Below are 23411 nucleotides of genomic sequence, written 5' to 3'. Positions count from 1 at the left end.
GGCCCGCTAGGCGGGCGCGCGGCGATCCGAAGATCAGACGATCAGACGTAATCCTTGTATTTATCGAGCAGGCGCACCGGCTTGGCCAACGCATCGCGACGGAACGGATCGCCCAATTCGCGCGTACACATGATTTCGATAATCGTCGTCTTGCCGTCGTTCATTTGCATGTCGATGGCGCGTTTGAGCGCCGGCCCGACGTCTTCCAGCCGGTCCACGACGATGCCTTCGGCGCCCATGGCCCGCGCAATGGCCGCGAAGCTCTGGTTGTCGAGTTCGCCGGCCACGAAGCGGCGGTTGTAGAAGTCGACCTGGTTCTTCTTTTCCGCACCCCACTGCCGGTTGTGGAACACCACAGCCGTGACGGGAATGCCATGCCGCACGCACGTCATCGTTTCCATGAGGCTCATGCCCCATGCGCCGTCGCCCGCATACGAGACCGCCGGGCGATGCGGGGCCGCCACCTTCGCGCCGATGATGGTGGGGAACGCATAGCCGCAATTGCCCCAGCTCATGGCTGCGAAGAAGCTGCGCGGCTTGTTGAAGCGCAGGTAGCTATTGGCGACCGAGTTGATGTTGCCGATGTCGGTCGACACCATGACGTCTTCGGGCATCGCCTTCTCGAGTTCGCGCAGCACTTGCCGCGGGTGCAGGTATTGGCCGCCGTTGAAGGTGCGCTCGTGCTTCTGCTCCTCGATCATGTCGAGGCTGTAGGCATCGAGTTCGTGCGTCCAGCCGTCGAGTTCTTTTTCCCAAGCGGCTTTTTCGGTGGCGATTTGATCGGCGCGCTCGCTGCGGGTGGCGTCGCTGGCGAGCTGACGATCGGCCAAGCGCTGCGTCAGCGCAATGGCCGAGGCTTTTGCGTCGCCGCAGATACCGACGGAGATCTTCTTTACGAGGCCGAGCATTTTGTGATCGGCATCGATCTGGATAATCTTCGCTTCCTTCGGCCAATAATCCATGCCGTGCTGCGGCAACGTGCCGAACGGCCCGAGGCGCGAACCGAGCGCGATCACGACGTCGGCGCGCGAGAGCAGCTTCATCGCGGCCTTCGAGCCTTGGTAGCCGAGCGGTCCGCACCACAACGGGTGGTTGGCCGGGAACGAATCGTTGTGCAGGTAGCTGTTGACGACAGGCGCGCCGAGCCGTTCGGCGAGCGCCTTGCATTGTTCGATGGCATCGGCCATCACTACGCCGCCGCCCGAGATGATCACGGGAAACTTCGCTTGCGCGATCAGATCGGCCGCTTCATTGAGGCTTTGTTCGCCGCCGGGGCCGCGATCCAGTTTGCGCGGCTGCGGGATGTCGACTTTGACTTTGCCGTAAAAGTAGTCGCGCGGGATATTGAGCTGCGTCGGGCCCATTTCGGCTTGGGCGCGGTCGAAGCAGCGGGCCGTGAATTCGGCCATCCGTGCCGGATGCGTGACATGGCCCTGGTATTTGGTGAATTCCTGGAACATCGGCAACTGGTTCGCTTCCTGGAAACCGCCGAGCCCGATACCCATCGTCCCGGCTTCGGGCGTGACGATCACGACGGGACTGTGCGCCCAATAGGCGGCCGCGATCGCGGTCACGCAATTGCTGATGCCGGGGCCGTTTTGACCGATCACGACGCCATGGCGGCCCGACACGCGGGCATAGCCGTCGGCCATATGGCCCGCACCTTGTTCGTGGACCACCGGGATCAGGCGAATGCCGGCCGGCGCGAAAATGTCCATCGCGTCCATGAAGGCGGAACCCATGATGCCGAACATGTCGGTGACGCCATTGGCGGCAAGCGTTTCGACGAACGCTTCGGAGGGCGTCATGTCCTGGGGGCCGTTAGCGGTCGTGCGTTGGGGGCGGGTTTGGTCGCTCATGGAGTGTCTCCGGTCGTCGTTTAGCGGAATGGATGATTTCCGATCCTATGCAACGCTTAAATCGGGTCAAGCCGTTCCGCCCTGCGATGACGAAATTGGAATGAAATGAAATGATTCGTTTCAAAAGAGGCGGCCGCGCGGTGTACCGCATGCGGCCGCGCAGGGGTGGTGGCTCAAGCGGGTTGCTTTGGCCGCTCTTTGCGGAACGCCCGCTTCACGGCGATGAGCCCATCGCGAAACTCGAATAGATCGCAGCCTTCGGCTTCGATGCGCCAGCCTTCCGTGTGCGTGCCCGTAAAAACCCATTCGGAGACGCCGCGCTCGCCGATGACGGAGTGACGCCCACGTCCCCAGTGCGCATCGGGGAATGCGGTAAAGACGGCTTCGAAAGCCATACGGACGGCGTCGCGGCCGACGAAGCGGGTCCCATGAACATCGGGCCCCGCGGCGGCGTCGAACAGACAGTCCTCGGTCATGAAGCCCATCAGCGCGTTGGTGTCGTGTCGGTTGAAGGCGTCGGAAAACGCGGCGAGCGTGTCGGCCGTGACGGCGCTCGGGGCGAGGGACGTTTCTGTCATCAGTGTCTCCAGAAGGATGGTGGCAGGCCGTAACCGCAGCAACACACGGCGGGCCCATTGGATAGGGAATACGTTAATGGCCGAGCGCACACGCCGGTAGCGCCAGTTTTGCGCTTTCGCTTGGTCCAGCGCGGGCCGGGCGGCTGGGCGCCGGTGCGGTCGGCGCGGTCGGTGCGCCGGTGCGCCGGTGGCGACGCCCTAGGGTGTGCTGGACCCATCGGATTCTTTCGCCTGGCACTACCGGCTCTTTTAATGATTGACAATGCTTGACTAAACGGGCGGACCGGCCAATGCGTAGGCCGGCTCGCGGCAAGGCTGCCATTCGCCAATGTGGGCGCTGACTATACTTTTGGATACAAGCGAATCCGTTGCGGTGGAACGCCAGCAAGCCGCCCCCGTTCATCGATTTTTATGTTGGTATGGGCACACAGAGGCCCAACTAGCTCACGCGTTCGCGCGACCGTTTGCATGACACAGCGCATCGAACGTCGCGAGTCCGATATCTGCAACTCTAGGAGACAGCAGTGAGAGCGAGAGCACTATTTGAGCATGGCAAATCGATGAAACGGCCGGCGCGGCCCCCCGGCGAATCGAGCCTGAAGGTGCGTTTGGCCCATTCCAGCGCGAAATCCTATGGATTGACGGCCGCCGTCTTGGCGGTTGCGGTGCTGTTGTGGCAGGCCGTATCGATGGCGGGCATCTTCCCTTCGTTCGCCTTGCCTTCGCCCGTTGCCGTCTGGCAGTCGTTCGTCGAAATCGTGCGCAACGGATATGGGGGCCAGTCGCTCATCAGCGACATTCTCATTAGTTGCTTTCGCATCGTCATCGGCTTTGTCGGCGCGGTCGCGATCGGCGTGCCGGTGGGGCTCCTGATGTCGCGCAACAAGTTCATCTTCGACATCATCGATCCGTTGCTTCAGTTCGTGCGGCCGGTCCCGCCGCTCGCCTATATCCCGTTGCTCGTCGTTTGGTTCGGTATCGGCGAGTTGCCGAAGGCGATCCTGATTCTCGTCGGCACGATCCCGGTCATCATCATCGGCACGATGTCGGGGGTCAAAAGCACGCCGGGGCTACGCATTGCGGTGGCCCGCACCTTGGGCGCAACCAACGCGCAAATCTTCCGACGTATCGTGCTGCCTTCCGCCATGCCCGAGATTTTCACGGCGATGCGCGTCGGGATCGGCGTGGCCTGGACCTGTCTGGTCGCCGCCGAGCTGATTGCCGCGAGCAGCGGGCTCGGGTGGCTCGTTCAGTTCGCGGGGCAGGCGCTGCAAGTCGGCATCGTGATCGTGGGCATCGTCATCATCGGGGTGATCGGCTATGCCATGGAGCTGGCGATCCGCCAGCTCGAGAAGTGGGTCGTGCCCTGGCGTGGGCATGACTGAATTCACCTATCGAGGAGACAAGACATGAAAACGAAATTCGCCATCCAAGGCGCAGCCGCATCGCTGCTCGTGGCAAGCGCCCTGGCGGCCGGCATCGCCGCCGCTCAAAGCAAGCCGCAAGTCATCATCGGTTACGAGGACAACGGTGCGGACCCCTACATGGTGTCGATGGCCGAGCATATGTTCGAGCGCCACATGAACGCCGACGTCGAGTACAAGATGTTCAGCTCGGGCCCGGCGGCCATGAGCGCGCTCGCATCGAACAGCCTCACGTTCATGTGCGGTATCGGCGTGCCGCCGCTCGTCACCGCCATTGCACAGGGCTTGCCGATGACGATCGTCTACAACCAGGAGCGCTATACGAATGCGGCCGGCATCGTGGTCAAGCCGGAGAGCGGGATACACGACGTCGCTGGGCTGCAGGGCAAGAAGATCGCGATCGTTGCCGGATCGCAAGCGTCGTTCGAATTGGCGACGTTCTTGGCCGAGGCGCATGTTCCGTATGCGTCGGTGACGCAAATCAACATGGCGCCGCCGCAGATGCGCACCTCGTGGGTGACGGGCGCGATCGACGCGGCGATCGTATGGGATCCGGTGTTCAGCGCACTGCACACTGCGGGCGGCAAGGTCATCAAGACCGACGGCGATCTGCCGCGCGGCGCATCGAGCTACAACGTCTGTATCGCCAACGGCGACTGGGCCAAAGCCCATCCCGAACTCGTGCGCGGCTTCGTCGCGGCGCTCGACGAAGGGTATCGCGTCACGCAATCGAATCGCGATCGTGCGATCGCCGAAATGGCGCACCAAACCGGCGTCACGGTGCCTGTCGCGCAAAGCGAACTGGCCGGCTACGAGCTGTTCTCCGGCGCCGACCAAACGACACCCAAAGTCATGGGGTCGGGCGCGGGCGTGACGAAATCGGCGACCTACGAAACGTTGGTCAATACGGCTAAGGTGCTCAATTCGATCGGCCGGATTCAGACCGTTCCCAGCAGTTTCGAGGCGAACGTTGCACCGCAGTATTCGCAACCGCTTGCGCATTGAATCCGTCGAATCCATCGAATCCATCGATTCCATTGAGCCTGTCCCGTAGGAGACGAACTTGAACATCGTCATCGATTCTCTGTACAAGACGTTCGGCGCCACGGCTGCGCTCGAGAACATCAATCTTCAGTTCCAAGGTGGGGAATTCGTCACCGTGCTCGGCGCGTCGGGGTGCGGGAAGACCACCTTGCTGCATTTGTTGGCGGGTCTCACGTCGCCTTCGAGCGGCAACATCTTCGTCGACGGCGAGGTGAAAAACGAGCCCGGTGCGGACCGCGTCGTCGTCTTCCAGCAGGCCGGGTTGTTCCCCTGGCTCACCGTCGAAGAGAACATCGAGTTCGGACTGTCGCTGCATGGCGTTCCCAAGGCGGAGCGTCATCGCGCCTCGGCGGACATTTTGCATACGATCGGACTCGAGGCCTTCGCGCGGCACAAGCCCTATGAGCTGTCGGGCGGCATGCAGCAACGCGTCGCGATTGCGCGTGCGCTCGTCATGCGCCCGAAGGTGTTGCTGATGGACGAACCGTTCGGCGCCTTGGATGCGCAAACGCGCAGCGCGATGCAGACCTTCTTGACTGCGCTGTGGGAACAATTGCAATGCACGATCGTCTTCATCACGCACGACATCGATGAGGCCGTGTTCATGGGCACGCGCTTGGTGGTGCTTTCCTCGCGGCCCGGGCGGGTGGCGCTCGATGTGCCGATCGAACTTGCGCGTCCGCGCACGCCCGAGGTCGCGTTCGAGCCGCATTTCCTGGAACTGAAAAAACGCGCGATGGACATCCTCGCGCATTAGGGCGATTTTGTCTCGCTAGCCCGGTTCGTTCGCATGCAGTAGCGGAGCGAGGCGGCGCGCGGCCTCCTTCATTTTCGGCACGGTCTTGAGCAGATCGTCGAGTGTGGCGCGCGCAGTCGGGGCATGAACGGCCAGCGCCGCAAGCGTATGACCGGCGCTCGGGTCCTTGATCGGCACGGCTACCGCGACCATGCCGCGCACGAACTCTTCGTTGTCGATACCGACGCCGCGCGTGCCGAGGCGGTCGAGTTCGGTCGCGAGCGAAGACGCGTCCGTCAACGTCCGATAGGTCATTTTCTTAAGCGTCATGCGCGAGAGCATCGCCTTGCGTTCGAGGGGCGACATCTGCGCTAAGAACAGCTTGCCGCTGGCCGTGCAATGCAGCGGCACGCGCATACCCGGCCGCATTTCCAAACGCAATGGTTCATTCGTTTCCACGCGTTCGATATAGAGGACCGAATCGTTGTCGAGCGCCGTCAGATTGCAGGTTTCGCCGAGCACTTCGACCAGTGCGCGCAACACGGAACGGCATCCGCGCGTGAACGTGTTGTTGGCCAATGCCGCCAACGCGAACTGCGCCGCGCGCGGGCCGAGCGCAATGGAGCGATCGTGGCCGCGCGAGTCCGGCATATGCAGCACATAGCCGCGCTGTTCGAGCGACTCGATCATCCTGAGCAGCGTGGCTTTGGGAATATGCAGCCTTGCCGACAGTTGCGACAAGGTATAGGGCTGTCCGGCCGAAGCGAGCGTTTCGAGGACGGCGAGGGCGCGCAATACGCGTGCGTCATCGACGGGCGCGGCATCGGACGTTCGATCGGAAGGGGCGGCCATACGTCATCCGTGCGTGGAAAGCGATCGCGAAAATGAACCATTTCGTTTCGGATTCATAGCGTGAGCCAGGAAACGCGGCCTGCCTATGCTCGTTTATGCCGATGCCGCATCGAGCAAGCGGCGTCTCGACGGGTTGGCATGGCAAGCCGCTGCGCACTGGTCCAAGCGAATGGCGCCCACTGGTCCTACCGAGCCGAAATTGGCCTCACTAGACTTTCTTCAACCGATCGCGCATCGAAGCAGCGCTCGCGCGAAACACAAAAGAGACCGATCAGGAGGAAGGCATGGCCAACAGGTGCTCCGCAGCGCCCGCCGACGCGGTGAGCGTTCACCGCCCGCCCGCGCGCTCGATGCGGTTGAGCGATGCCGTCGTGCCGCGCAAAGTCATGGGCGGCGCCTCCGTCAATCATCAGGAGCCCTAAGCATGGAATACAGCACAGTCGAACGGACCGCGAACGGGTTTGCCGCGCGCACGACGGACCGGCGTTACGATCCGACCTACGATCCGCTCGTTTCTCCGGGGCCGGGTCATGGCAAGGACTATGCGCCGACCTACTGGGTCGCGACGGCCGGCCCGGCGCCGGCCGACGACGGGCCGATCACGAAGGATGTCGACGTCGACGTGGCGATCATCGGCGGCGGCTATACGGGGCTGGCCACCGCGCTGTGTCTCGCGCGCGAGCATGGCATCAAGGCGGTGGTGCTCGAAGCGAACAAGACCAGTTGGGGCTGCAGCAGCCGCAACGGCGGGCAGGCGCAGAACGCGTCGGGGCGCTTGTCGCGCTCGCAATGGATCGAGCGCTGGGGCAAGGACGTGGCGCTCAAGATGCACGACGAGATACTGGAAGGCTTCAATCACTTCAAGTCGTTCCTGGGCGAGATCGATTGCGATCCGCAGCCCGGCGGCCATTTTCTGATTGCACATCGCCCGCGTATCATGGAACAGCTCGCGGCCGAAGCGAAGGTATGGCGGGACGTGTTCGGCTATCCGTCCGAACTGATCAGCGCTCAGACGTTTCGGCGCGAGTTCCTCGACGATCACGAGGCCGCCGGCGCACTGCACGAGCCCGAAGGCATCGGCATTCATGCGCTGAAGCTCGCGTTCGGCTACCTGCGGCTTGCGCGCGCCGCAGGCGCGAAAGTCCACACGAGCAGCCCGGTGGTCGGATGGGAAACGATCAATGGCGTCCATCATTTGCATACGCCGGGCGGCATTGTTCGCGCCCGTGCGGTCGGCATTGCGACCGGGGCCTACACGGCGCAGACGTTGCACCCGTCGCTGCGCAGCAAGGTGATGCCGATCTTGTCGAATTCGATGGTCACGCGCGTGCTGACCGACGCCGAGATCGCCGCATGCAACTTCCGCACGACGCAGGTACTGACCGATACGCGGACGCTGCGTTTTTACTATCGCTTTTTGCCCGATCGTCGTCTGCAGATCGGGAGCCGCAGCGCGATCACCGGACACGATGCGCCCAATCCGCGGCATCTGGATTTGCTCAAGGAAGGGATGGCGCGCAAGTTTCCGGCGCTGCGCGGGGTCGACATCGATTTCTCGTGGTGGGGCTGGGTGGATGTCAGCCACGACATGATGCCGCGTGTCTGCCAGCCCGATCCGAGGCAATCTGTCTATTACGCGCTCGGATACGGCGGCAACGGCGTGTCTTACTCGCAGCAGGCGGGGCGCAGGCTGGCCGAGCACATCGCGGGAAAGGGCCGGCGCCTGACGCTGCCGATCTTTACGAGCCCGTTGCCGGGACATCTGTTTGCGCCGTTCCGCCGGATCGGGCAACGCATGTTGTACGCGCAATACTTCAGGCGCGACGAACGGCCTTGAACCGAGTGCGCCGTTGAACGCCAATCTTTCGCGCACGCCCGGCGCATGATAGCCGGGCGTGCCGCCCCCGATTACAACACCAATGAGTTCGTAGACCTATCCATGCGGCGGCGTGCGCAGGCGCGCTTGCGCGCTTATCGCGAACTGCGGTCAGCCGCGCTCGACCGGCAGTTCGGCGCCTTCGCATGAACGGGGTACCGATCGATACGATATGGAGAAGACATGCAACCCTCGATGGACCGAAGTGACCTCAAGTGTGGGCTCAAGCAGCGTCATATGACGATGATCGCGCTCGGCGGCGTGATCGGCGCGGGCCTGTTCGTCGGCAGTGGCGTCGTGATTCAGCAGACCGGCCCCGCGGCGATCTTGTCTTTCTTGATTACGGGCGCGCTGGTAGTGCTCGTCATGCGAATGCTGGGTGAAATGGCCTGCGCCATGCCCGCGGTGGGGTCGTTCTACGAGTACGCGCGGCTGGCGTTTTCCAATTGGCGCGGGCCCGGCCGCCTCGCGGGTTTTGTCACGGGCTGGATGTACTGGTATTTCTGGGTCATCGTCGTGGCGTTGGAAGCCGTGGCCGGCGCCAAGCTTGTCCAGTTCTGGCTGCCGGACATGCCGGCATGGCTCATTAGCCTCGTGCTGCTCGTTGTGCTCACTGCAACGAATCTGATATCGGTTGCGAGCTACGGCGAATTCGAATTCTGGTTCTCGTCGATCAAAGTCGGCGCCATTATCGTTTTTCTGTTTCTCGGCGGCCTCTATGTCTGCGGCCTCTGGCCCGCCGCGTTACACACGAGCGCCGTTTTACCGACGTTGCTGGGTCATGGCGGCTTCATGCCGCTCGGCATCGGGCCGGTACTGAGCGGAGCGGTGGCCGCGACCGGGTTCTACTTCGGCGCCGAGATCGTGACGATCGCCGCCGCCGAAGCGCGCGAACCCGCCCGGGCGGTGGCGAAGGCGACCAACTCGGTGATCACGCGCGTCCTGGTCTTTTACGTCGGCTCGGTCGCGCTGGTAGTGGCGCTCGTGCCGTGGAATTCCGCACGCATGGCCACGCCGTATGTCAGCGCGCTGCAAGTCATGGGACTGCCCGCTGCCGCGCACATCATGAATGCGATCGTGTTGACGGCCGTGCTGTCGGCGCTGAACTCGGGCCTTTATGCGGCATCGCGCATGTTGTTTGCCTTGACGCGCAACGGCGATGCGCCCGTATGGATCGCCAAGGTGAACAAGCGCGGGGTGCCGGTACGGGCGATCCTGCTCGGCACGCTGTTCGGTTACGTCTCGGTGGTGATGTCCTACCTATCGCCCGATACCGTGTTCGCCTTCCTCGTCAATTCGTACGGCACCGTGGCGATCTTCGTCTATGTGCTGATTGCTTTTTCGCAGTTGCGCCTGCGCAGCCGCCTCGATGCAGCCGCCGCGAACAACCTGCGCGTCAAAATGTGGGCTTTCCCGTATCTGACGTGGCTCTCGATCGCCGGCATGATCGGTATCCTAATCGCCATGGCGTTCATCCCCGATCAGCGAAAACCGCTTTGGCTCGGCGTCGCGAGTTTGGCGCTGCTGCTCGTCGCCTACGCGCTGTTCATCGGCCGTCGCCGAACAAGGCAAGTCGATGAGCACGAACTCGCCACTTATCCACCCCGTTGAACTATCGCTGCCGCCGATAGTTTCGATCGTCGAATACGACTTTTAGCGAACGGCGCCGCCTCATACCATAGGGACTTCGAAGGGCGGTGCCCGTGCGTCGAGATCGACGTCGGGGCGCCGCCGGCCGCGAACGAGGAAGCACGATGGACCACCAAGCCCGCACGCAGAACGAGAAGCTCGAGATCAAGACGACCACCTGCTATATGTGCGCTTGCCGCTGCGGCATCCGCGTGCATTTGCGCGATGGCGAAGTGCGCTATATCGACGGCAACCCCGAGCATCCGCTGAACCAAGGCGTCATCTGCGCGAAAGGCTCGTCGGGGATCATGAAGCAGTATTCGCCGGCACGGCTGACGCGGCCGCTGTTGCGCAAAGCCGGCACGGAGCGCGGCGAAGCGCAGTTCGAGCCCATATCGTGGGACCGCGCGTTCGACATGCTGGAAAAGCGCCTTGGGCATCTGCGCGCCACCGACCCGAAAAAGTTCGCGCTGTTCACGGGCCGCGATCAGATGCAAGCGCTGACCGGTCTGTTCGCGAAGCAATTCGGCACGCCGAACTACGCGGCGCACGGCGGCTTTTGCTCCGCGAACATGGCGGCCGGGATGATCTATACGATCGGCGGCTCGTTCTGGGAATTCGGCGGGCCCGATCTCGACAGCGCGCGTCTGTTCTTCATGATCGGCACGGCCGAGGATCACCATTCCAATCCGTTGAAGATCGCTTTGTCGAAATTCAAGCGAGCGGGTGGGCGCTTCATTGCGATCAATCCCGTGCGCACGGGCTACGCGGCGATTGCCGACGAATGGATTCCGATCCGGCCCGGCACCGACGGCGCCTTGTTCATGGCCTTGATTCGCGAGCTGATCGAGAGCAATGCCTACGACCGCCCCTTCGTCGAGCGTTATACGAACGCCGGCGAACTCGTGGATCTGCGAGAGGAGAGCGACACGTTCGGGTTATTCGTCCGCGATGCCGAGGCCCCGGAAGTCAATCCGTTGTTTCCGCAGAATCATCTTTGGTGGGATAAGCGGACGAACCGCGCCGTGCTCCATCATGCCGAAGCGGCGGAGCCCGCGCTCGACGGTCGCTTTGCGCTTGAAGATGGCACACCCGTCGCGCCGTCGTTCGCTTTGCTGCGCGAGCAAGTGGCGCATTGCACGCCGCAATGGGCGGCCGAGATTACCGGCATCGACGCCGAAACGATCTCGCGCATCGCACGCGAGATGGCGACGGTGGCGCGCGAGCAGCGGATTGTGTTGCCGATCCAGTGGACCGACTCGTGGGGCAAAACGCACGATACCGTGGAAGGCGCGCCGATCGCTTTTCACGCGATGCGCGGCCTCGCGGCGCATTCGAACGGCTTTCAGACGATCCGCGCGATGGCCGTCTTGATGTCGCTGCTCGGCACCATCGACCGGCCCGGCGGCTTCCGTCACAAGGCGCCGTACCCGCGTGCGGCACCGCCGTCGGCTAAACCGCCCAACGATCCCGCGGTGATCAAACCGAATACGCCGCTCGCGACGGGCCCGCTCGGCTGGCCCGCGGCGCCAAGCGATTTGTTCGTGCACGAGGACGGTTCGCCCGCGCGCATCGATAAAGCGTTTTCGTGGGAGTATCCGCTCGCGGTGCATGGGCTCATGCATTCGGTCATTACGAACGCATGGCGCGGCGATCCCTATCCGATCGACACGCTTTTGATCTTCATGGCGAACATGGCGTGGAATTCGTCGATGAATCCGGAGCAAGCGCGCAAGATGCTCGTCGACAAGCGCGAGGACGGCGAATACAAGATTCCGTTCCTCGTCGTGTGCGATGCATTCGAATCGGAGATGACGGCGTTCGCCGATCTGATCCTGCCCGATACCACGTACCTCGAGCGTCATGATGTGATGTCGGTGCTCGACCGTCCGATTTCCGAATTCGATGGCCCGGTGGATTCGGTGCGGGTGCCGGTGGTGCCGCCCACGGGCGAGTGCAAGCCGTTCCAAGAAGTGTTGATCGAACTCGCCAGCCGGTTGAAGTTCCCCGCATTCACGACGCCGGAGGGCGAACGCAAGTTTCGCGATTACCCCGATTTCGTCGTCAACTTCCAAACCGCGCCGAATTCCGGTACGGGCTTTTTGATCGGTTGGCGCGGCAAGGACGGCACCAAAGCTGTCGTCGGCGAGCCGAATCCCAATCAGTGGGAGCAGTACGCGAAGCACAATTGCGTGTACCACCACCGCATGCCCGAATCGCTGCAGTACATGCGAAACTGGAACGGCCCCTATATGCAATGGGCGGTCGATAACGGCATGCGCAAATTCGGCTTGCCGATCATCATCCAGCTCTACTCCGAAGTCATGCAGACATTCCGTCTGGCCGCGCAAGGCAAGACGAAAGGGCGTCAGCCGCCCGATCATTTGCGTGGGCGCATCGAGCGCTATTTCGATCCGCTGCCGTTTTGGTATGCCCCGCTCGAGCGCGACACGACCGATCTCGAGCGCTACCCGCTCGCGGCGATTACGCAGCGGCCGATGGCGATGTATCACTCGTGGGATTCGCAAAATGCTTGGCTGCGCCAGATTCACGGCGAGAACCATCTATTCGTGAACCCCGCGATGGCCGTGCAAGCGGGTATCGAAGACGGCGGCTGGATCTACGTCGAATCGCCATGGGGCAAAGTGCGCTGCCGTGCGCGCTATAGCGAGGCGGTGGAGCCCGGTACGGTTTGGACGTGGAACGCGATCGGCAAGGCGGCCGGCGCGTGGAACTTGGCGCCGAACGCGGGCGAATCGCAACGCGGCTTTTTGCTCAATCACGTGATCACCGACGAACTGCCGAGCGATACGCGTGCGGGCGAGCGGATGTCCAATTCGGATCCTGTCACCGGGCAAGCGGGTTGGTATGACGTGCGCGTGCGCATCTATCGGGCCGAGCCCGATGCCGCCACCACCTTGCCGCAATTCGCGCCGATGCAGCCAATGCCCGGCTCGACAAGCGTGCTGCAGCGCGTGCAGGCCTATTTCGCCGGCAAGGGCGAATTCGCGGCGCGGTTAAAGCGCGCGGCCCGCTTCGATGGGGTGCAAAACACCGGAAATGGAGACCCACAATGACCCAAATGGCCCTCGTCATCGATCTGAACGTCTGCGTGGGGTGCCATGCGTGCGTGACGAGCTGCAAGGAGTGGAACACGTCGGGCGAGGCGGGTAGCCTGACCGACATCCGGCCTTACGACGACGATCCTTCCGGCACGTTCTTCAACCGCGTGCAGACCTACGAGGCGGGCGTGTTTCCGATGACGGACACGATCCACTTTCCGAAATCGTGCCTGCATTGCGAAGACCCGCCCTGCGTGCCGGTGTGTCCGACCGGTGCGAGCTATAAGCGCAAGTCGGACGGCCTGGTACTCGTCGATTACGACAAATGCATCGGTTGCAAATATTGCGCATGGGCATGCCCCTACGGCGCGCGCGAACTCGACGAAGGCCGCAAGGAGATGACCAAGTGCACGCTGTGCGCCGATCGGATCCACAACGAAGCGCTGCCCGAGCGCGATCGCAAGCCGGCATGCGTGCTGGCCTGTCCGACCTCGGCGCGGATCTTCGGCGATATCCACGATCCCGAATCGGACGTGTCGCGCGCGATTCGCGAGCGCGGCGGCTATCAGCTGATGCCGGAGTGGGACACCAAACCCTCGAATCATTACCTGCCGAGGGTGAAGACCGAACCGTCGTGCGGCTGCGGCAAAAGCGGCGGCTGCGGCGGCGGGGCAACAACGGCCGAGGGGTCGTTCGAAGCACGGTTCGAGCGCGGCGAGGTCGATCTCGCGGCCTTGGCGGTGCAGCGCTGAACCGAGCGCGACACGAGCGCGACACGTTTCATTCACCGTATCGACGGAGTGCCCATGCGGCCTGCATTTTCAGTCATTTTTCTCACGACGCTCTGCGGCGCGGCCCAAGGGCTGCTGCTCGCCTTGGTCGCGGTCGAAGCGAGCGCGCGTCTCGCGAGTCTTTACGTGCCGTCGGGGTTCTATGTGTTCGGCGCCGCGCTGGCGGTCGTGCTTGGGACGCTCGGTCTGGCCGCGTCGTTCTTCCATCTCGGGCATCCCGAACGCGCGTGGCGCGCCATCGCGATGTGGCGCACGTCGTGGCTCTCGCGCGAGTGCATCGCGCTACCGGTGTTCTTGTCGCTTTGCACCGCCTACGGTGCCGCGCATTGGGCAGGCATGAGCGGGACGCTGGCGATCGGCGCGCTCGCCGCGCTAGCGAGCCTCGCGCTGTTCGTCTGCACCGGCATGATCTACGCATGCTTGCGCTTTCTGCAGGAATGGGCGAGCCCGCTGACGCTCGTCAACTTCGTGCTGCTCGGCTGTGCGTCGGGCTGCACGTTGGCGACCGCCTGCGCGGCGTGGCTTGCGCCGGCACTCGTCGGCAAGCTGGCGTTATGCGCATGCGCGCTGACGCTGGTCGGATGCGCGACGCGTCTTGCCTCGCTCCTGCGCAATGCGCGCCTCAAGCCTAAATCGACGGTGCAGAGCGCGACGGGGATTCGCCAGGCGAAGGTCGAGCAAAAGTCGCGCGGCTTCACGGCCAGCGCGTTCAACACGCGCGAATTCTTTCACGGACAAAGCGGCGGCACGCTAAGGCTCGTCAAAATCGGCTTCTTGATGGGGGCGTTCGCCGTGCCGTTCGTTCTGACGGGCGCGGGGGCGCTCGCGCCGCAATCGGCTGCGGCCGCTGTCGCGTTGGGCGCCGCGTTCGTCGTTCAATACGCGGGCCTGCTCGCCGAACGCTGGTTCTTCTTCGCGGACGCGCGTCATCCGCAGAACATCTACTATCAGCGGGCCTCCTAGCCGCGTCCCCGCTCAGGCGTTGCGTTGCTGGGCGTGCACGCATTGCGCGAGCGCTCGCACGCCGGGCTCGATCTTCTCGGTTGCGATCGCCGAGAATCCCATGCGGAAGTAGCGGCGTGCCTGCGCGTCGTCGTTCATGAAGAACACGTTGCCCGGTTCGATGAGCACGCCGACCGCCTGCGCATCCGTGGCAAGGCGTTCGGCATCGAGCCACGCCGGGCCCTGAACCCACGACGACGCACCGCCCGTAATCGGCACATAGCGCGCCTCGGGAAGATGCCGATCCAGCGCCGCCATCAGCGCTTGCGAGCGTTCGCGGTACGCATGCGCGAGCCGCCGCAGCAGCGCATCGTGGTGCCCCAGCGCGAGGAACGTCGCGAATGCGCGCTGCACGTAGCCGACCGGATGCCGCACCATCAACCGCCGCAGTGCGCGCAACTCGCGTATCAGCTCGCTCGGCCCTACCACGTAACCCAGCCGCAGCCCCGGCGCGAAAGTCTTCGATAAGCTGCCGACGTAAATCACGCGGTCGGCCGTGTCGAGACTTTTCAACGCGGGGTGGGGCGTGCCGGAAAACGTGTTCTCGCTCTCGTAGTCGTCTTCCACGATGACAAAGTCATGCCGCTGTGCGGATTCGAGCAGCGCACGGCGGCGTTCGAGCGGCATCGTCGCGGTGCTCGGGCATTGGTGGCTGGGCGTCACGTACAGGTAATCGCAGCGGGCAAGTTCGCCCTCGAGCGCCTCGGGCGCCAGGCCGTTGCTGTCCACGGGCAGCGACAGCAGTTGCGCGTTGCGATTCTCGAAGATGTTGCGCGCATCGGGATAGCCCGGGTTTTCGAAACCGACCGTCGTGTCTTCGTCGCACAGCAAATCGGCGATCAGATACAAGGCTTGCTGGCAGCCGTTCGTGATGATGATTTCCTCGGGCTTCGCGAAGACGCCGCGCCGCGGCAGCACGCGCGTGCGGATCTGCTGAATCAGCGATTCGTCGTCGCGTTCGATCAAGTCGGGTGCCCAGTTGCGGATCTCCATGATCGACAGCGCTTTCATGCAGCACTCGCGCCAATCGTTGGTGGGAAAGAGCGATTGGTCGAATTGGCCGTAGATGAAGGGGTATTCGTAGTGCTGCCAATTCGCGGGCTTGACGATATTGCGCTGCTGCGAGGGCGGATGCGCGATGCGCTGCCGCCAAACGGGGCGGTGCTCGGTGTCTTCCTCGCCGGCAGAGGGCGCGAGCTGAGCGGTGCCGCTCACGTGCGGTAAGCCGCGCTGCATCTCCGGGTTCACGAAGTGTCCGCTGCGTTCGCGCGAGATCAGATAGCCTTCTTCGACGAGCATCTGATAAGCGAGCACGACGGTGTTGCGGGCGACACCAAGCTGATCGGCGAGGTCTCGGCTCGAAGGCAGGGCGACATCGGGCGGCAGTTGCCCGTCGAGCACGGCGGCTACGAGCATCTGCCGGATCTGATCTTGCAGGCTTGTTTTCGACGCCGGCGACCGCGTGAATCGCTGGGCCCACAAGGCGGTCGGGGTACGGCTCGGCATGTTGGCTCCAATGCTCCAATGCGTAGGGGCAAACGTTGCTCGTCGACGCGAAAGCCCGGCGTACGAGCATGATAAATCCGGCACGCGGCCGCTTCAAACCGGCGCCTGCTTGGCCGCGTCGCTCAGGCAAGCGCGAAACAGCGCGGCGGCCGGCGTGTCTCTCGCACCGGCGCGCCAGGTGGTGCTCACGGGGCCGAGCGCGGCGCCGAGGCTCAGCGGCAAGACCGTCAACGTACCGGCCGCTTCGTGATGCCGAGCGAGCGACCGCGGCAGCAAGCCGAGCATCGGATACGACTGCAACATGCCGACGTTGGCGTCGATCACGACCGATTCGACGATGTTCAGCGGCGAGGCGATGCCATGCGTCTCGAGCACCGACAACAAATGCCGATGCATTGGGGCGCCGGCACTCGGCACGATCCACGCTAGCCCGGCCAGGTCAGCCCACTTGAGGCGCTTGCGGCGCGCGAGCGGATGCGTGCCTGCCACGACGATCACCGTGGGGTCGTCGTACAACGCTTCGCTCGCGAACTCGGGCGCGGCCAGCGCGCGGGTCGAGCGCCCGACGATCATGTCGAGCCGGCTCGCGCGCAGCGCCGGCACGAGTTGATCGAGCGTGCCTTCGTGCAAAGAGACCGTGGCGGTGGGCGCGCGCTGCTTGAACAGGGCGATGGCCGCGGGTATCAGGATCGGCGCGGCAACGGAGAGCACGCCCACTTCCACGCGCCCGCCGGTGCCGCTGGACATGGCGTGCAATTCGTCGCCGGCACGCTGCGCCAGCAAGAGCAGTTCGCGCGCATGACGGATCAGGCATTCGCCATGGAGCGTGGGGCGAATGCGGCGGCCATCGCGCTCGAACAGCGGCACGCCGATGCCTTTCTCCATCTCGCCGAGCATCTTCGATACGGCGGGCTGGGTGACGTTCAGCGCGGTCGCCACCTTGCCCACCGTTTGACGCTCGGCGAGCGCCACGAGCAACTGCAGATGACGCAGCTTCAGCTGACGGGAAAAGTAGCTTTCGATGGCGGCGCGATCGAGCGGCGCGAGGGCGTTGGCGCGAGGAACGGCTGAAGCCACGACATATAACCTTTATCTCATAATTGCACGGCAATATCTCATTGGACCGTCGCCGTGTAAATCGGGAAAATCGACGAGGCCTGCCAAGACGGGCATGGCCAAGGCGGGTAGCTGGCGCGATCGACCGCTCGAGGCGGCCCCATCATGAAAAGACGACACGACAAGACAAGACATGCCGTTGCCCGCGAGGGCTCGGCCGTCGCCAGGAGGACAGCCCCATGCCGAGCCATCCCGCGCTGCCGCGCGCGAACCGCCGCGCGATCGTCGCCAGTACGATCGGCAATGCATTCGAGTGGTACGACTTCATCGTGTTCGGTTTCCTGTCCGTCGTCATCGCGCGGCAGTTCTTTCCATCGTCGGATCCGACGGTATCGATGCTGCTGACGACGGCGACCTTCGGCAGTGCCTTCTTGATGCGCCCGATCGGCGGCATCTTGCTCGGCATCTACGCCGACCGCGCCGGGCGCAAGGCTGCGCTATCGCTGGTGATTCTCTTGATGACGTTGTCCTCGGCGATGATGGCGTTCACGCCCGGGTACGCGACGATCGGCATCGCCGCGCCGATCATCGTCGTGTTGGCGCGTTTGCTGCAGGGCCTCTCGGCCGGCGGCGAGTTCGGTAGTGCCACGGCGATGTTGATCGAATACGCGCCGCCGCATCGGCGCGGGTTTTACGGAAGCTGGCAGAACTTCGGGCAGTTCGTCGCCGCGGTAACGGCCGCGCTGATGGGCGCGCTCGTCACGCGCGGCCTGAACGCCGACGCACTCGATGCGTGGGGGTGGCGCATTCCGTTTCTGTTCGGGTTGCTGATCGGCCCCGTCGGTTTTTATATCCGCACTCGGCTGCACGAACCGCCGGCCTACGAGGAGAGCGCCGACGCGCGCTCGGCTTATGCGGCGCCGCCGCAAGCTTCATCCACGTTGGCCCGGGTATGGCGGGAGCACCAGGCGGCGCTGTGGATCGCATTTGGGCTCGTCGTCGCGAGTTCGGTCGCGCAGTACGTGTTGAACGTGTACTTGCCCGTGTATTCGGTCCGGCAACTCGGGCTGCCGGTGTCCGCCCCGTTTACCGTGCTCGTGGCGACCGGCACGTTGCGGATGATCCTCACGCCGCTGTTCGGCCTACTCTCGGATCGTATCGGGCGCAAGCCGGTGATGGGGACGTCGATGGCGCTGTACGTGCTCACGATCTATCCGCTCTTCGTGTGGTTGGTGGCGGGACCGAGCTTGTCGCGCTTGCTCGGCGTCGAACTCGTCTTCGCCGTGTTGATGGCCGCCGCGTTGGGACCGGCATCCACCGCGCTCGCCGAACTCTTCCCGGCGCCGGTACGTGCAACGGGGCTGTCGATCTCGTACAACGTGGCGACCACGTTGTTCGGCGGCTTCTCGCCGTTTCTCGTCACGTGGCTCATCGCCGTCACGGGCAACAAGATGATGCCTGCCTACTTTGTTACGGCGGCCATGATCGTCGGGCTCGTCGCGCTATGGCCGATGCCCGACCGCGTGCGGCGCACAGCCCACGCGCGGCTCGAGGCGCGCGACGGCGCGCTGGGGCGCTGACAACGCGGCGGTTTAGTTTGTTTGCTTGTTGCCCCTTCGTTTTTCGATTCCCGCTGATTTAGGTCCCTACGATGTCGTCGATTCGCAACGTGCTGTTCGTGATGTGCGACCAACTGCGCGCGGACCATCTGTCGTGCTACGGCCATCCGTATCTCGCCACGCCCAATATCGATTACTTGGCGCGGTACGGCGTGAAGTTCGATCGCGCGTTCGTGCAGTCCGGCGTGTGCGGTCCGTCGCGCATGTCGTTCTATACGGGGCGCTATGTGGCCAGTCATGGGGCGACGTGGAATCGCGTGCCGCTCTCGGTCGACGAAATCACGCTCGGCGAATACCTCGCCGAACGCGACATGCAGCTGGCGCTCGTGGGCAAGACGCACGTCATGCCGGACGATCGCGGGATGAAGCGTCTGCAATTGGATGGCGGCAATGCGTTGAGCGCCTTGCTGCGCGAGGGCCATTTCGCTTTGGTCGATCGCTACGACGGGCACCATGCGGAGCCGGCCGGCGGCTACGCGCGCTATCTGCGCGAGCGAGGCTACGACAGCCGCGATCCGTGGAGCGATTACGTCGTCTCGGCCGAAGACGAACACGGCCGCATCGTCAGCGGATGGCAAATGCGCAACGTGCATTTGCCGGCGCGCGTGCGCGAGGCGGATTCGGAAACAGCGTATGCGACCGATCAGGCGATTCGATTTATCGAGGCGCAGGGCGAGCGGCCGTGGACGATGCACTTGTCGTATGTGAAACCGCACTGGCCGTACATGGCGCCGGCCCCGTATCACCGCAAGTACTCGTTCGACCAATGCTTGCCCGTGCGGCGCGCGCAACGCGAGCGCGCGGCGCCGCATCCGGTCACACGCGCCTACTTCGAACAGGAGGAATGCGCGAACTTCATGCGCGACGAAGTGATCGCGAAGGTACGGCCCGCGTACCAAGGCCTCATCGCTCAACTCGACGATCATCTGGGCCGGCTCTGGGAAACGCTGGAGAGGCTCGGGCGCTGGCAGGACACGCTGATCGTCTTCACGGCCGATCACGGCGATTTTCTTGGGGACCATTGGCTCGGAGAAAAGGAATTGTTCTACGACACCGTGCAGCGCGTGCCGTACATCGTCTACGATCCTTCGCCCGAGGCCGACGCCACGCGCGGCAGCAGCGATAGCCGTTTTGTGGAAGCGATCGATACGGTGCCGACGATCCTCGACGCGTTGGGTATACCGATTCCCGAGCATCGTATCGAAGGGCGTTCGTTGCTGGCGCTGACACGCGATATCGACCCGCACTTGCCGTGGCGCGACGCGGTGTTCTCCGAACTCGATTACGGCTATCGGCAGGCGCGGCAAATCCTCGGGCGCCGCCCCGACGCGTGCCGCGGCTGGATGGTGCGGACCGATGCCTGGAAATACATTCATTGGGAAGGCTATGCGCCGCAGCTCTTCAACCTACGCACGGATTCGGAAGAGTTCTTCGACCTGGGAACCGAGCCTGGATTCGAAGGCGTGCGGCGGGCCATGCGCGAGCGCTTGCTGAGTTGGCAACTGGGTTTGCGCAACCGCACGACGGTCACGCTCGACGATGTCGAGCGCGGCACGCACCAGTACAAGAACGCCGGGGTGTTCTACGGGGTATGGTGAACGACGGTGCGTCGTTCGCGAATCGCAACGTCCGCAACGAATGCCTGATCGGCTGTTAACGACGCCGCATGACAGACCGCCTCGTGTTTTCAGCCTCCAATGTGTTGCAGCAGGAAATGCAGCGCTTGCATCACTGCATCCTGCATTTCGGTGGGCCTCAATTTGTACGCGAGCATGAGCGGACTGCTCAATATGGCAATCAATAGATATTTCATGTTGTCCTCCTCACGGTGGGGGGATCGTGAGGTTATGCGCCGAATGACAGCATCTACCGTGCCATTGGCTCGCCCGCTATACGGGACGCGCCATCGCGGTCGATGACCCTGCGCGAGGGCGCGAATCGCCACGCGAGACGTTTCGGTCGCGAAACGTTAGGTCGCGACGCGGGCGGTCTTCGCGTGACGTCGACGACGACGGCTCGCGCAGCGCGTGCACGTCATCGGGAACGTCCGCGGGAAATCAGGCGTGGTGCGGCTTTGGGGAAATCGCGAGCATGCGGTCTTTAGGTCACGTCGCGCACGAAAGCGTCGCAACGACGAAACGTCGAGGCCGCACGGTATCTCAAGGAAAGATCGGCGTCGTGGGCTCGGCGCCGCGCAGGTCGGCTTGCGGGAAGTGCTGCGCCACCAATTGCTCGATTTCGTGCTCGCGCGAGGCCGGTACGTCGGCCATCAACAGCAGTTGCCCGTCGCGGATCGCGTCGCGGAAACGCGCGAGGCGAGCGTTGGGTTCGTCCACCCCGATCATCGCCGCCGTCCACGCGCCGAAACCGGCTCCGGCAAGCGTCATCGCCACGACGGCGCCGCCCGCGATCGTCAATCCCGCCGGCGGAAAGGCCAGTGCGACGAGGCCGAGAAACGCGCCTGTTGCACCGCCTAGCGCGACGCCGCGCTCCAATGCATGGACCACGTCGCTGCGTTGCAGCAGCGACGCCTCGGGCAACGCTTCGAGCGCGACGCTGTGATTGGCGAGAACGTGAATATGGTGCCAGGTGATGCGGGCCCGCAGCAGATCGTCGACGATGGCCTTCGCAATCGCCGGATCGGGCACGAGAAAATAAAGGCGCCTCATGATGATGTGCTCCTCGATCGAGCGCTCATCGTCCGAAGCGGGACGATGATATTCATCATAGGCGTTATCGGCGCATTTAAAGGTGCTCGGACGTACGTGGAAGGCGATGGGCTTTAACGCTGTCGATGCATAGAGAGAGTGTCGGCGTTTCGTCGGCTTCGGATTGCGTCGTTCATTGCGTTCACGGTTGCGCGCCTTAACGCGCGACTCCTCAGACAGAATTTCTCGAATGCATGGCGTGTTCGGCGACGAGCTTGGCCAGCGCAGCCGACGCCAAGCGTACCCGCAGCGAATCGGCGCGGCTCGTGAGAATGATCGGCAAGCGCGCGCCGAGGACGAGCCCGGCGCCGTCGGCACCCGCGAAATACATCAGCTGTTTGGCGAGCATATTGCCCGCTTCGAGATCGGGCACGAGCAGAATGTCGGCGTGGCCCGCGACCGGCGAGACGATGCCTTTCGTCTCGGCCGCGGCCAGATCGACGGCATTGTCGAACGCTAGCGGTCCATCGACGATACCGCCCGCGATTTGTCCGCGCATGCCCATGACCGTGAGCGCGGCGGCATCGAGCGTGGCCTGCATCTTGGGATTGACCGTTTCGACGGCGGCTAGGACCGCGACACGCGGTCGATCGACCCCCATCGTCCGAAGAAAATCGATCGCGTTCTGGCAAATGTCGCGTTTGTGCTCGAGCGTCGGCGCAATGTTGATCGCCGCGTCGGTGATCACGAGCGGCCTTCCGTAGGCCGGGACGTCCATGGCATAGACGTGGCTGATGCGCCGCTGCGTGCGCAAACCCGAGCCCGGGGCGACCACGGCGCAGAGCAATTCGTCGGTATGCAGGCTTCCCTTCATCAACGCCGCGACTTCCCCGGCCGCGCCTAACGCCACCGCGCGCGTGGCGGCGGCATGGCTATGTTCCACCGCTTCGATCGCGATGCCCTCCAAGCTGAGCCCCGCCGCGTCCGCAGCCGCGCGGATCTTCGCCTCAGGGCCGATCAACACGGGATCGAGCAGGTTTTCGTCGCGAGCCTCCACGCTGGCCCGAATCGCCTCCGGGGTACACGGGTGCACGACCGCGGTGCGCAGGGCGGGGCGGCGGCGCGCCTCGCGAATGAAGGCTGCGTAGCGGTCGTGGCCGTGCCCCGCTGCCTCGCGGCGCGCCAAATGGTCGAACAAGCGGCCGCGCAACACGTTCTCGTCCGCGGCATCCGTCTTCTCGTGCGCGTCCATCTGGCGTCCTCAGGTGTAGTACGGGGCACCGGCCCACTGTACCGATCCCACGGCGCATCGATCTGACGTAAATCAAGGGAAACCGGCGAGGCGATGGCAGGCGCGATTGACCCATGTCAATCGCGCGGCCGCGCATGCGCAGACGATAGAGCCTGAGGCTCGGGCGCGGGTGTCGGCGACAGTGCTCAGGAACAATGGCCTTGCGCGGTCCGACGATGCCGGCACTGTCTCAACCCGAGAACGTCTAAGAGAAAGGTGCGATTATGCGAGCGAAGTATCGGATCGGTTTGTCGACGGCGGCGATATTCGTGGCGATCCTGGGCATCGGGGCCGCGATCCACGGTCTCCTGTTCGATCGGGAAATCGTCCTGCGCTATGGCGCGGCAGCCGTGATCGGCGGCGTGGCCGCATTCGTCATGCTGCTCAATCCGTTGTCGGGTATCGACGACGAACCCGGCAACGATCCGAGGAAATAAG

Annotated in this window: 19 protein-coding genes and 1 pseudogene; 12 read left to right on the top strand and 8 right to left on the bottom strand. The window is 63.7% G+C overall.

Annotated elements, in window-relative coordinates; translation table 11 throughout:
• Positions 1-41: 41 nt before the first annotated feature.
• Together xsc and ACTHN9_RS11200 are read right to left on the bottom strand one after the other, a co-directional pair.
• Positions 42-1859, bottom strand: coding sequence for a sulfoacetaldehyde acetyltransferase (gene xsc, locus ACTHN9_RS11205; protein ID WP_440536828.1), 1818 nt, complete (start codon positions 1857-1859; stop codon positions 42-44).
• 173 nt (positions 1860-2032) lie between these two features.
• Entirely contained in the window at positions 2033-2437 is a 405-nt protein-coding gene (locus ACTHN9_RS11200) for a nuclear transport factor 2 family protein (RefSeq protein WP_440536827.1), read from the bottom strand.
• A 560-nt stretch (positions 2438-2997) separates the two neighbouring features.
• Between ACTHN9_RS11200 and ACTHN9_RS11195 the strand changes: the two genes are divergently transcribed.
• Genes ACTHN9_RS11195 through ACTHN9_RS11185 form a run of 3 tightly spaced genes read left to right on the top strand, consistent with a single transcriptional unit; the run spans position 2998 to position 5662 of the window.
• Positions 2998-3822, top strand: coding sequence for an ABC transporter permease (locus tag ACTHN9_RS11195; protein WP_440536826.1), 825 nt, complete (start codon positions 2998-3000; stop codon positions 3820-3822).
• Between the two features lie 24 nt (positions 3823-3846).
• Positions 3847-4866: a taurine ABC transporter substrate-binding protein gene (locus ACTHN9_RS11190; protein ID WP_440536825.1), complete on the top strand. Its 1020-nt coding sequence runs from the start codon at positions 3847-3849 to the stop codon at positions 4864-4866.
• Between the two features lie 58 nt (positions 4867-4924).
• A complete protein-coding gene (locus ACTHN9_RS11185) occupies positions 4925-5662 on the top strand; it encodes an ABC transporter ATP-binding protein (protein WP_440536824.1) in 738 nt (245 codons plus the stop codon).
• 15 nt (positions 5663-5677) lie between these two features.
• Here the strand turns inward: ACTHN9_RS11185 and ACTHN9_RS11180 are convergent, their stop codons facing one another.
• Entirely contained in the window at positions 5678-6493 is an 816-nt protein-coding gene (locus tag ACTHN9_RS11180; protein ID WP_440536823.1) for an IclR family transcriptional regulator, read from the bottom strand.
• Positions 6494-6777: 284 nt separating this feature from the next.
• Here ACTHN9_RS11180 and ACTHN9_RS11175 point away from each other — a divergent pair, with 284 nt between their 5' ends.
• The 6 genes from ACTHN9_RS11175 to ACTHN9_RS11150 all read left to right on the top strand — a co-directional run bounded on the left by ACTHN9_RS11175 (position 6778) and on the right by ACTHN9_RS11150 (position 14814).
• Complete coding sequence (locus tag ACTHN9_RS11175) at positions 6778-6915, top strand: hypothetical protein (protein ID WP_440536822.1); 138 nt, start codon at positions 6778-6780, stop codon at positions 6913-6915.
• A 2-nt stretch (positions 6916-6917) separates the two neighbouring features.
• Positions 6918-8330, top strand: a complete 1413-nt coding sequence (locus tag ACTHN9_RS11170; protein WP_440536821.1) for an NAD(P)/FAD-dependent oxidoreductase — start codon at positions 6918-6920, stop codon at positions 8328-8330.
• A gap of 222 nt (positions 8331-8552) precedes the next feature.
• Positions 8553-9980 (top strand): amino acid permease, encoded by a 1428-nt coding sequence (locus ACTHN9_RS11165; protein WP_440536820.1) that lies wholly within the window; start codon positions 8553-8555, stop codon positions 9978-9980.
• A 143-nt stretch (positions 9981-10123) separates the two neighbouring features.
• Entirely contained in the window at positions 10124-13075 is a 2952-nt protein-coding gene (locus ACTHN9_RS11160) for a molybdopterin-dependent oxidoreductase (protein WP_440536819.1), read from the top strand.
• Positions 13072-13812 (top strand): 4Fe-4S dicluster domain-containing protein, encoded by a 741-nt coding sequence (locus tag ACTHN9_RS11155; protein WP_440536818.1) that lies wholly within the window; start codon positions 13072-13074, stop codon positions 13810-13812. Before ACTHN9_RS11160 ends, ACTHN9_RS11155 begins: the two co-directional genes overlap by 4 nt.
• Positions 13813-13866: 54 nt before the next feature.
• On the top strand, positions 13867-14814 hold the full coding sequence (locus tag ACTHN9_RS11150; RefSeq protein WP_440536817.1) for a dimethyl sulfoxide reductase anchor subunit family protein: 948 nt from the start codon (positions 13867-13869) through the stop codon (positions 14812-14814).
• 12 nt (positions 14815-14826) lie between these two features.
• Here the strand turns inward: ACTHN9_RS11150 and pdxR are convergent, their stop codons facing one another.
• Positions 14827-16359, bottom strand: coding sequence for a MocR-like pyridoxine biosynthesis transcription factor PdxR (gene pdxR / locus ACTHN9_RS11145; protein WP_440536816.1), 1533 nt, complete (start codon positions 16357-16359; stop codon positions 14827-14829).
• A 93-nt stretch (positions 16360-16452) separates the two neighbouring features.
• Positions 16453-17436, bottom strand: coding sequence for a LysR substrate-binding domain-containing protein (locus ACTHN9_RS11140; RefSeq protein ID WP_440536815.1), 984 nt, complete (start codon positions 17434-17436; stop codon positions 16453-16455).
• Between the two features lie 218 nt (positions 17437-17654).
• On the opposite strand from ACTHN9_RS11140, the gene ACTHN9_RS11135 reads away from it, so the two are divergent.
• Complete coding sequence (locus tag ACTHN9_RS11135; protein ID WP_440536814.1) at positions 17655-18995, top strand: MFS transporter; 1341 nt, start codon at positions 17655-17657, stop codon at positions 18993-18995.
• A 71-nt stretch (positions 18996-19066) separates the two neighbouring features.
• Entirely contained in the window at positions 19067-20632 is a 1566-nt protein-coding gene (locus ACTHN9_RS11130) for a sulfatase-like hydrolase/transferase (RefSeq protein ID WP_440536813.1), read from the top strand.
• A gap of 89 nt (positions 20633-20721) precedes the next feature.
• Here the strand turns inward: ACTHN9_RS11130 and ACTHN9_RS11125 are convergent, their stop codons facing one another.
• The 3 genes and pseudogenes from ACTHN9_RS11125 to ACTHN9_RS11115 form a co-directional block, all read right to left on the bottom strand.
• The gene (locus ACTHN9_RS11125) at positions 20722-20847 is read right to left on the bottom strand and encodes a hypothetical protein (protein WP_440536812.1); all 126 of its coding nucleotides are present in this window, start codon (positions 20845-20847) and stop codon (positions 20722-20724) included.
• 346 nt (positions 20848-21193) lie between these two features.
• Positions 21194-21703 carry a DUF1269 domain-containing protein gene (locus tag ACTHN9_RS11120; protein ID WP_440536811.1) on the bottom strand — a complete coding sequence of 170 codons (510 nt, stop codon included), beginning with the start codon at positions 21701-21703 and terminating at the stop codon, positions 21194-21196.
• Between the two features lie 211 nt (positions 21704-21914).
• Positions 21915-22844: pseudogene (locus tag ACTHN9_RS11115) on the bottom strand (bifunctional enoyl-CoA hydratase/phosphate acetyltransferase); the annotation flags it as partial.
• Between the two features lie 353 nt (positions 22845-23197).
• Between ACTHN9_RS11115 and ACTHN9_RS11110 the strand changes: the two are divergent.
• Positions 23198-23410: a DUF2964 family protein gene (locus ACTHN9_RS11110; RefSeq protein WP_440536810.1), complete on the top strand. Its 213-nt coding sequence runs from the start codon at positions 23198-23200 to the stop codon at positions 23408-23410.
• Position 23411 lies beyond the last annotated feature (1 nt).

Origin of the sequence: Trinickia sp. (genome assembly GCF_051953405.1) — a bacterium.
In the GTDB taxonomy this organism is placed as follows: domain Bacteria; phylum Pseudomonadota; class Gammaproteobacteria; order Burkholderiales; family Burkholderiaceae; genus Trinickia.
The sequence above is the reverse complement of the archived record's forward strand: the minus strand, read 5'-3'. Positions and strand labels throughout refer to the sequence as shown.

Excerpts from the sequence above, each read along its gene's own strand:
- ACTHN9_RS11160 (WP_440536819.1), top strand. The coding sequence starts at position 10,124 with ATGGACCACCAAGCCCGCACGCAGAACGAGAAGCTCGAGATCAAGACG.
- ACTHN9_RS11110 (WP_440536810.1), top strand. The coding sequence starts at position 23,198 with ATGCGAGCGAAGTATCGGATCGGTTTGTCGACGGCGGCGATATTCGTG.
- ACTHN9_RS11200 (WP_440536827.1), bottom strand. The coding sequence starts at position 2,437 with ATGACAGAAACGTCCCTCGCCCCGAGCGCCGTCACGGCCGACACGCTC.
- ACTHN9_RS11135 (WP_440536814.1), top strand. The coding sequence starts at position 17,655 with ATGCCGAGCCATCCCGCGCTGCCGCGCGCGAACCGCCGCGCGATCGTC.
- ACTHN9_RS11170 (WP_440536821.1), top strand. The coding sequence starts at position 6,918 with ATGGAATACAGCACAGTCGAACGGACCGCGAACGGGTTTGCCGCGCGC.
- ACTHN9_RS11155 (WP_440536818.1), top strand. The coding sequence starts at position 13,072 with ATGACCCAAATGGCCCTCGTCATCGATCTGAACGTCTGCGTGGGGTGC.
- ACTHN9_RS11180 (WP_440536823.1), bottom strand. The coding sequence starts at position 6,493 with ATGGCCGCCCCTTCCGATCGAACGTCCGATGCCGCGCCCGTCGATGAC.
- ACTHN9_RS11175 (WP_440536822.1), top strand. The coding sequence starts at position 6,778 with ATGGCCAACAGGTGCTCCGCAGCGCCCGCCGACGCGGTGAGCGTTCAC.
- pdxR (WP_440536816.1), bottom strand. The coding sequence starts at position 16,359 with ATGCCGAGCCGTACCCCGACCGCCTTGTGGGCCCAGCGATTCACGCGG.
- ACTHN9_RS11130 (WP_440536813.1), top strand. The coding sequence starts at position 19,067 with ATGTCGTCGATTCGCAACGTGCTGTTCGTGATGTGCGACCAACTGCGC.
- ACTHN9_RS11150 (WP_440536817.1), top strand. The coding sequence starts at position 13,867 with ATGCGGCCTGCATTTTCAGTCATTTTTCTCACGACGCTCTGCGGCGCG.
- ACTHN9_RS11120 (WP_440536811.1), bottom strand. The coding sequence starts at position 21,703 with ATGAGGCGCCTTTATTTTCTCGTGCCCGATCCGGCGATTGCGAAGGCC.
- xsc (WP_440536828.1), bottom strand. The coding sequence starts at position 1,859 with ATGAGCGACCAAACCCGCCCCCAACGCACGACCGCTAACGGCCCCCAG.
- ACTHN9_RS11190 (WP_440536825.1), top strand. The coding sequence starts at position 3,847 with ATGAAAACGAAATTCGCCATCCAAGGCGCAGCCGCATCGCTGCTCGTG.
- ACTHN9_RS11125 (WP_440536812.1), bottom strand. The coding sequence starts at position 20,847 with ATGAAATATCTATTGATTGCCATATTGAGCAGTCCGCTCATGCTCGCG.
- ACTHN9_RS11195 (WP_440536826.1), top strand. The coding sequence starts at position 2,998 with ATGAAACGGCCGGCGCGGCCCCCCGGCGAATCGAGCCTGAAGGTGCGT.
- ACTHN9_RS11165 (WP_440536820.1), top strand. The coding sequence starts at position 8,553 with ATGCAACCCTCGATGGACCGAAGTGACCTCAAGTGTGGGCTCAAGCAG.